The organism is Pedobacter sp. 01T416_2, assembly GCF_056398925.1.
Genome location: NZ_JBFTQI010000237.1, coordinates 1 through 7,620 on the forward strand (window position 1 = coordinate 1; position 7,620 = coordinate 7,620).

The 7,620-nt window shown below is 37.9% G+C and carries 7 protein-coding genes and 1 pseudogene; 4 read left to right on the forward strand and 4 right to left on the reverse strand.

The annotated features are described in order from the left end of the window. Positions 1-326 (forward strand): annotated as a pseudogene (locus AC1DPQ_RS11830) (efflux RND transporter periplasmic adaptor subunit); the annotation flags it as partial. A 26-nt stretch (positions 327-352) separates the two neighbouring features. Then, complete coding sequence (locus tag AC1DPQ_RS11835; RefSeq protein WP_477579911.1) at positions 353-1,294, forward strand: helix-turn-helix domain-containing protein; 942 nt, start codon at positions 353-355, stop codon at positions 1,292-1,294. Between the two features lie 406 nt (positions 1,295-1,700). Here the strand turns inward: AC1DPQ_RS11835 and AC1DPQ_RS11840 are convergent, their stop codons facing one another. Beyond that, a complete protein-coding gene (locus tag AC1DPQ_RS11840; RefSeq protein ID WP_477609421.1) occupies positions 1,701-2,294 on the reverse strand; it encodes a 2OG-Fe(II) oxygenase in 594 nt (197 codons plus the stop codon). Positions 2,295-2,403: 109 nt separating this feature from the next. Between AC1DPQ_RS11840 and AC1DPQ_RS11845 the strand changes: the two genes are divergently transcribed. Then, positions 2,404-3,408 carry a phosphotransferase enzyme family protein gene (locus AC1DPQ_RS11845; RefSeq protein ID WP_477579915.1) on the forward strand — a complete coding sequence of 335 codons (1,005 nt, stop codon included), beginning with the start codon at positions 2,404-2,406 and terminating at the stop codon, positions 3,406-3,408. 62 nt (positions 3,409-3,470) lie between these two features. Further along, positions 3,471-4,334: a dienelactone hydrolase family protein gene (locus tag AC1DPQ_RS11850; protein WP_477579917.1), complete on the forward strand. Its 864-nt coding sequence runs from the start codon at positions 3,471-3,473 to the stop codon at positions 4,332-4,334. Positions 4,335-4,860: 526 nt separating this feature from the next. Here the strand turns inward: AC1DPQ_RS11850 and AC1DPQ_RS11855 are convergent. From AC1DPQ_RS11855 to AC1DPQ_RS11865, 3 genes are read right to left on the reverse strand one after another with little or no spacing between them, the layout of a single operon-like run. Beyond that, on the reverse strand, positions 4,861-5,823 hold the full coding sequence (locus tag AC1DPQ_RS11855; protein WP_477609423.1) for a hypothetical protein: 963 nt from the start codon (positions 5,821-5,823) through the stop codon (positions 4,861-4,863). Between the two features lie 7 nt (positions 5,824-5,830). After that, complete coding sequence (locus AC1DPQ_RS11860; RefSeq protein ID WP_230144056.1) at positions 5,831-6,928, reverse strand: toxic anion resistance protein; 1,098 nt, start codon at positions 6,926-6,928, stop codon at positions 5,831-5,833. 27 nt (positions 6,929-6,955) lie between these two features. Beyond that, positions 6,956-7,570, reverse strand: coding sequence for a TerD family protein (locus tag AC1DPQ_RS11865; RefSeq protein ID WP_116251228.1), 615 nt, complete (start codon positions 7,568-7,570; stop codon positions 6,956-6,958). Positions 7,571-7,620 lie beyond the last annotated feature (50 nt).

Sequence of the window (7,620 nt, forward strand, 5' to 3'; positions counted from 1 at the left end):
CTTTAGATCTACGCTTACGTTCTGAACGCATTGAAATGGATGTACCAAATGCTTCGAAGGTTTTATTACCGGGTATGGTTGCTGAAGTGAACATTCCGCTTCCGGCCAATGCCAGTACCTTTATCATTTCCAAAAAAGCTTTATTGGATACCAGCGAAGGATTATTCGTGTTAAAAGTAGCCGATAACAAAGCGGTTAAAGTAGGCGTAAAAAAAGGCCGTGAAACCGACGATAAGGTAGAAGTTTTCGGCGATTTAGCAGAAGGTGACAAATTAGTGGCAGAACCAACCGAGGAAATGCATGAAGGAACGGTGATTAAACCCTAACTTTACTTGTATTAAGCACTTAAAATATGTTATCAAAAAGTCAAGAGCTTTCTACCCTTCAAAAAAAGGAAACATTAGAAGATTTTTACAATAAATTAAAAATCACAAGGCCTGAAATTCCTACACCAAGCTTAGGGATGATCAATGATATCGGGCACTTTAATGTTTTTAACAGGACTACTGTTTGCAGCAACGTACCATCTGTTTTCAGCCGCAGAGATTTTTATAAAATTTCGCTGATCATAGGCAATGGGATTTTGCATTACCCTGATGCGCAGATTGAAATTAAAGGACGGGCATTACTGTTTACCAATCCGAATATTCCATATTCATGGGAAAGTACTTCGCCAAAACCTGCCGGTTTCTTCTGTTTATTTACCGAGAATTTTATCCATAACCGTAACGAAATCCTTCGCGATTCTTTATTGTGGCGGATTAATGATAGCCCGGTAATTCATATTAACGAAGAGCAGGAAGTTATCTTAACGGATATCTTTACTAAAATGATGAAAGAAATGGATGGCGATTACATCCATAAATACGATCTGTTAAGAAACTATGTACAACTTATTGTTCACGAAGCACTAAAGGTAAAACCTCAGGATGTTATCTTTAAACAGAATAATGCATCGGCGCGTTTAACTTCCTTATTTATCGAATTATTGGAAAGGCAGTTCCCCATTGGTTCTACAGAGCATATTTTGGAGTTGAAAACAGCCCACGATTTTGCCTTCCGCTTGTTGGTGCATGTAAATCACTTAAACCATGCAGTAAAGGAAGTAACGGGCAAAACAACTTCTGAGCATATTTCGAGAAGGATAGCAACCGAAGCAGTGGCTTTGCTGAAACATACCGAATGGAATATTGCACAGATCGCTTATTGTTTGGGTTTCGAGTACCCAGCAAATTTTAATATATTTTTTAAACGTCAGATGCAATGCACCCCAAAGGGTTTTAGAGCAAATTGATCATAATCGTATTAAACCTAGTCGTTTAACAAGTGAAGCGCCAATCCTGAAATGAGGAAACGGCGCTTTTTTATTGACCAAAACTAAATGGTCCATCATCCCCGGTAGTTTCGTCATTTCGAGCGGAGTCGAATGAAACCTGRAATCTACGGAGAGGGTCGTCACCCTGAACTTGTTTCAGGGTCTTATCAACAACGATTTTCAAAAATAGATGAGGTTGTATCATAAAGGCGATTTACTGCAGATGGTGTCATGTTGAGCTTGTCGAAACATCTTATAGCGTATTTAATAGGCCCTTCGACAAGCTCAGGGTGACAAATCTATATTTATGACTCAACCTAAGGACACGTCTTTGAATGAGAATCGCCTGTAATAGCGATTTATTTTTTGATATTAAGGATTAAATTTAACCGACCTTTAACCAGCCTGTAATACTCATCCTTTGTTTATTGGTAAGCAATACCTCGTGTGCCAGATCTGAACTTTTAAAGAAAATACTTTTACCGTTATTGGGCGAGATATTCTGCTCCTCATCAACATGGTAAATGCGTAGCTCTCCTCCATCTTCTATTTTCCAATCGCTGTTCAGATACATTATCATCGAATATTGTCTGCTTCCGTTGTACTGAAACTGATCGATATGTTTTTTGTAGAACGTGCCCGATTCGTAAAGTGTATAATGAAATTCGTATCCGGTGATCCCCGTATAACAGGTACGGTTTAAATAAACCACAAATTCGTCCATCAGATCGAAGAAATCATTTTCGTGTTGGTTATTATGCTTTCTGTCTAACCAGTAAATCACATCGCTTCTAATCAACTTGTTTTGATTCACAACCGTATCGTTACCCAAGCCAGCATTTAAAAGTTTTTTATTTTCAAATAACCCGATCAGATTATCTTTAAGATGGGCCGCTAAAGAAACACTTAAAAAGTTTTCTGCTATACCCACTTTATCTTCGATAAAACTATCGATAAGGCAATCAAATATTTTTTCCAACAGATTGTATTAATCTTAAAACGATATGCCTAAGGTGGGTAAGGTAGTCTTAATTAATGGTTAAGATGTCATTTCTAAAATTTATATTTGAAACCCCAAAGCGCTACTTATGCAAAATATTTTCCCAGCCCAATACTCCACCTTATCAGCCGCTGCCTTAAAAGATTATTTAATTGAAGCTTATCAGTTAGCCCCATCTACAACATGCCGATTACTCATCAGAAACGTAAGCGACACTTATATTCTCGAAAACCGAAGCCAGAAATATATCTTCAAAATCTACCGCGATGCACACCGAAAACGCAACGAAATTGAAGCTGAAGTGGAATTGCTCAATATTTTAAGGATAAACGGAAACTCAGTTTCCTACCCCATAACCGATGTAAATGGGAAACAAATTCAACAGTTTAATGCCATCGAAGGTTTAAGAAATGGTATACTGTTTTCTTTTGCTGAAGGAAAGGTAATTTTGGACCTGAAAAATGCACATCTTGTTCAATTGGGGCAAGACATTGCCACCTTGCACCAAAGTACTTCTTCAATAAAGCTGAATAATGCAAGACCGGTATTCAACTTTGAAACGACTTTATTTGAGCCTTTGCGCGATTTAAAACCTCATTTTACAGAAATGCCTGAGGAATTTGACTACCTGACCAACATTGCTGATAAAGTGGTTAAAAAGTTCGAAGGATTTGATACTTCAAAATTCAGCTATGGCTATTGCCACTATGATTTTTTTCCTAAAAACTTCCATTTTGATGAAGCGGGAAAAATTACCTTTTTTGATTTCGATTTTGCAGGTGAAGGCTACCTGATTAACGATTTAATGTCGTTCCTTAACCATTATTTTTTCCATCAATTGAATAACCTAATCTCCAAAGAGCAGGCAGAAAAGGATTTCGATACCTTTTTAAACGCTTACCAGCAAGTTAGGCCGTTAACTGATGATGAATTAAAAGCCATTCCATATCTGGGTATCACCTTTCATATTTTCTTCCTGAAATTCTTTTATGATAATTACGATGATTGGTCGAATGCCTTCTTAACCCCGCGTTATACGAAACACCGTGTAACACTGATTAAAAAATGGGAAGAAATGTATTGTAATTTTTAGGCAATGCTACCTCAAATCTCGACATCCTTGTTTATCTTGTATTTTAATTCAAAATCAATAAGATGGATCAGAAAATAATCAACCTGTACGATGAATATACCCATAGTCAGGTAAGCAGAAAAAAATTTATGAGAAAGCTGGCTATCCTGGCTGGTAGCACAGCATTGGCTATGACTATTCTGCCAATGCTAGAAAATAATTACGCCGCTGCAGCAGATTTTAACAGTGATGATATCGAAGTTGAAAATATTACCTACGCTGGTGTTGACGGTGAAATGAAAGCTGTACTGGCCAAACCCAAAGGCAAAAAGAACTTAGGCTGCGTATTGGTTATTCATGAAAACAGAGGTTTAAATCCACATATTATTGATGTTACCAAACGTGTTGCCGCCGAAGGTTTCCTGGCCCTTGGTGTTGATGCCCTTTCGCCGCTTGGTGGAACCCCGACGGATGAAGATAAGGGACGCGAGTTGATCGGTAAATTAGATCCTGAAAAGAACTTACAGAATTATTTAAAAGGATTGGATTATTTACGCAATAGAAAAGACGGCAATGGTAAAGTAGGCTGTGTTGGCTTTTGCTGGGGAGGTGGAATGGCCAATAAATTAGCAGTTAACGACCCTAAATTGCAGGCAGCTGTTGCTTATTATGGCGCACAGGCCAATGTGGCAGATATTCCTAAAATTAAAGCGAGTTTAATGTTGCATTATGGTGGCCTGGATGAACGCATTAATGCCGGGATTCCAGCTTATGAGCAGGCATTAAAAGACAATAAAATTGATTATAAAATTTACATATACGATGGTGTAAACCATGCCTTTAACAACAATACCTCACCTACGAGATATAACGAAGCCGCAGCAAAACTAGCCTGGAGCAGAACAATCGATCTGTTTAAACAGAAACTGGCGGTATTGACGAGGTAGTAATTCCTATCACAAAATCGTCATTGCGAGAAGGCTTTTTCAGCCGACAAAGCAATCTTAATGCGAAAGGATGATTAACAAACGTTTTAAGATTGCTTCTTCGTTCCTCTCCACCAATAACGACTTCTCTATTTTGGAAACGTGCGTTCGGTGTTTAATAGGTGCTGTGGCCCCGCCATCGCTTATAATCCTCGCTGCGCTGCGGGCTATTCCGCTCTGTCGGGTTTATTTAACAAAGGTTAGTAGGTAGAATATCTTAATAGTACCACTAACTCTGCCACTTAAACCCGATTGCAATGTAAAGCCCACAGCGAGGCACGAGCGAGGACTTGGAATAAAAAGCGGGACTGCCAATACCGAAAAGTGCTATAATTGATTTCCAAAACTTAACTAACCTGGCATAAAGCCTTAGTTGTAAGATTGCTTCGTCGTTCCTCCTCGCAATGACGATTTCTTGCGATAGTGATGATTAATCGGCACGATACTTCTTAGCTGCGCCCAGGTGTCTTAGTTGGTAAAAACCAACCTAAAACAAATCCGTCTTTAACATTGTCTTCAAAATATTCGATTGTACATCGAAATTATTGAGGTGGTTCAAGAAATTGATGTCAGATATTTTACTGTAACTATCTTCTAACAAATTAACAACCTCGTTTGGAATTGCCGTTTTTAAAACCGCAGCATTACTTTTTAACTTATCGTTTTTATATTGCAGTTCCTGTACAATCCGTTCCCGTTCTGAAAGATTATTAGACATATCCAAATCTTTCAAAATGGTTAAATCGCAGAACAAGAACAGGTTTCGGCTTGGAAAAAACAGGTAATAACTGTCTATATCCAAAAATTTATACACTTCAATTACCAGTTCGCCCGATTTTAAACCAATATAAAATTCGGTCCGAAAATCGTACTTACACAGCTTGCCCATCAATTTTTTCTCGATGGTCGCATAAACATTGGTATACACCTGTTTACTCTGAAAATCAATCAGTTTAGCAAATTGATCGGTAGTGAGATCGAAATAAAAATCGTTGGCGTATCTGGAACTAAAAACATTGATATTTTTAGAAAAGGGAAAATCGGAACTGAGCTCAGAAAGCACACTGAATAGTTTCCGCAGCGATAGGTTCACTTTTAGCGATTGCTTTTGTTTATCCTGCTGAAAACTTTTCTGATCAACAAGCGCACCTGCCATACGGTCGATCAGTTCTTCATTCAGGTCAATTTCATCGTAAATGAGCGATACGTTTTTCTCATTGCTCTTTTTAATCTTTTTGAGCAGTTCGATCACGCTATCGGTAAACTGAAGATGGAAAAGATCTAATTTTTCGATCTCTAATTCTTCGTTGTTGGCAAAAAGTTGATGAATAACCTGGCTTCTTAAATAAATTTTATAAATCACCTCATCATCAAAAAACACAGAGAGCAACTGTAAACGGTTGATCTCTGCGCTTGATTTTTTGATAATATTTAAACGGTATTCATCCATATTTTAATTAACTCACCCTCGTTACGTTCTTTTTCAACTCTGTTTCCAAAGTTTTAAGTTCGCCATCCAACACTCTTCTACTCTGTGCACCCGCTTCATGGATCTGTTTAACCTCATTAAGCGTTTCAATCAACGATGAAGTGGTTTGTTTCAAGGTTTCCAAAGATACTACTGTTTTTTCATTCTCTTTGGCTACATCGATACTGTTTTGTTTCAGCATCTCTGCATTTTTCTGCAAAATGGTATTCGTGGTATCCGAAATTTTCTTCTGCATCTCTACGTTGGCCTTTTGCCTTTGTAAAGCAACAGCAATGGTCAATTGGTTTTTCCACACCGGAATGGTTGTAGATACAATCGACTGTGCTTTTTCTGCAATTGAAGTATTATTGTTCTGCACCACACGGATCTGCGCTAAAGATTGCAACATGATGAAACGAACAATTTTCATATCTGCCAGTCTTTTATCCAAGCGACTTATGAAGTCCCTTAAATCGGCAATTTCATAATCCTGATAATCGGCAGGTCGGCCTTCCATCTCAGCAAGTTTGATGTTCAGCTCGTTGTATTTCATCTGTCCGGCAATAATCAGTTCTTCCATTTGGTGGATGTAACCAACATTGCTATCGAACATGGTTTGCAGCGAACTGTTGTCTTTAATCGAATTTAACCTTCCAGCTTTAATTTTGTTGGTGATCTTATCAATATTATTCACCACTACATCATACTTCTGGAAAAGTTTTTTCACATCAACAACAAGGCTCTTTAAAAACGGGATTTTAGAAATAAAGTTCTTAAATGCACTTTGCTCCAATTCTGAAACATCGATATAATTCAGTTCGGTAAGCAGTTCGTTAATTAAACCGCCAACTTCACCACTGTTATAAGTCCGTACAGACGATAAAAACTCGTTACTGTATTTTTCCATTGAGTTTTGGGCATCGCTTCCGTAATTCAGGATAGAATTTACATCTGATGGTTCTAACGATTTTCCAATCTCATTGTATTTAAGCGTTTCCTCTGAGGTTATTTTCTCGAGATCCACATTGCCATCTTTATCCAGTTTAACCGGAGTAAGGGCTTGGGTAACGTTTGGGTTGGTTTCCATAGTTTGATTAATTACCAGCCTTATGGCTTATAAATAGTTTTGAGTTACGGTTTTAACGGTATCTTCGAGTTTTTTATCTTTGGTTGGTTCGCCAATGGCATTAAATTTCCATTCGCCGTTTTTCTTGTAAAAAACGCCCATTACCATCGATACGTGACCAGCAAAGTTGGCTCCGTTAGCAATATCGAATTTAGCAAAAACCTCGTTAACACGTTTAGTTGTGCCCTCGTAAATGCGGATTGACGCAAAAGGGATTGTACCAAAATCATGCCCTCTAAAACTATTCAATACAAAGGCAACATAGTTTACGTTGGCATCCAACTGAGAAAAATCAAGTGTGATGATCTCATTATCTAAGCCATCATCGCCGCCCATATCGCCAGTTAAATCATCGCCGCTATGTTTTACAGAACCGTTTTTAGATTTTAGGTTACCAAAATAAACTACCTCTAAAAGTTGTTTGTTTTCGTTGTATAATGCACAGCTTCCATCTAAATCTACCGCTTCTTTTGATGATCCGAAACCGAAAAGACCTTTCTTTTCAATGGCACCCCAGTTAATGCCTACACAAACATTCTGAAGTTTGCTACCATTACTTTTTTCTAGACTGATGCGCTGTCCTTTTTGAAGATTGATTGCCATAATATTATTGATATTTGTTTAAATAATCCTGTAAACCACCTTTCATACCT

Excerpts from the sequence above, each read along its gene's own strand:
- AC1DPQ_RS11835 (WP_477579911.1), top strand. The coding sequence starts at position 353 with ATGTTATCAAAAAGTCAAGAGCTTTCTACCCTTCAAAAAAAGGAAACA.
- AC1DPQ_RS11845 (WP_477579915.1), top strand. The coding sequence starts at position 2,404 with ATGCAAAATATTTTCCCAGCCCAATACTCCACCTTATCAGCCGCTGCC.
- AC1DPQ_RS11850 (WP_477579917.1), top strand. The coding sequence starts at position 3,471 with ATGGATCAGAAAATAATCAACCTGTACGATGAATATACCCATAGTCAG.
- AC1DPQ_RS11855 (WP_477609423.1), bottom strand. The coding sequence starts at position 5,823 with ATGGATGAATACCGTTTAAATATTATCAAAAAATCAAGCGCAGAGATC.
- AC1DPQ_RS11860 (WP_230144056.1), bottom strand. The coding sequence starts at position 6,928 with ATGGAAACCAACCCAAACGTTACCCAAGCCCTTACTCCGGTTAAACTG.
- AC1DPQ_RS11865 (WP_116251228.1), bottom strand. The coding sequence starts at position 7,570 with ATGGCAATCAATCTTCAAAAAGGACAGCGCATCAGTCTAGAAAAAAGT.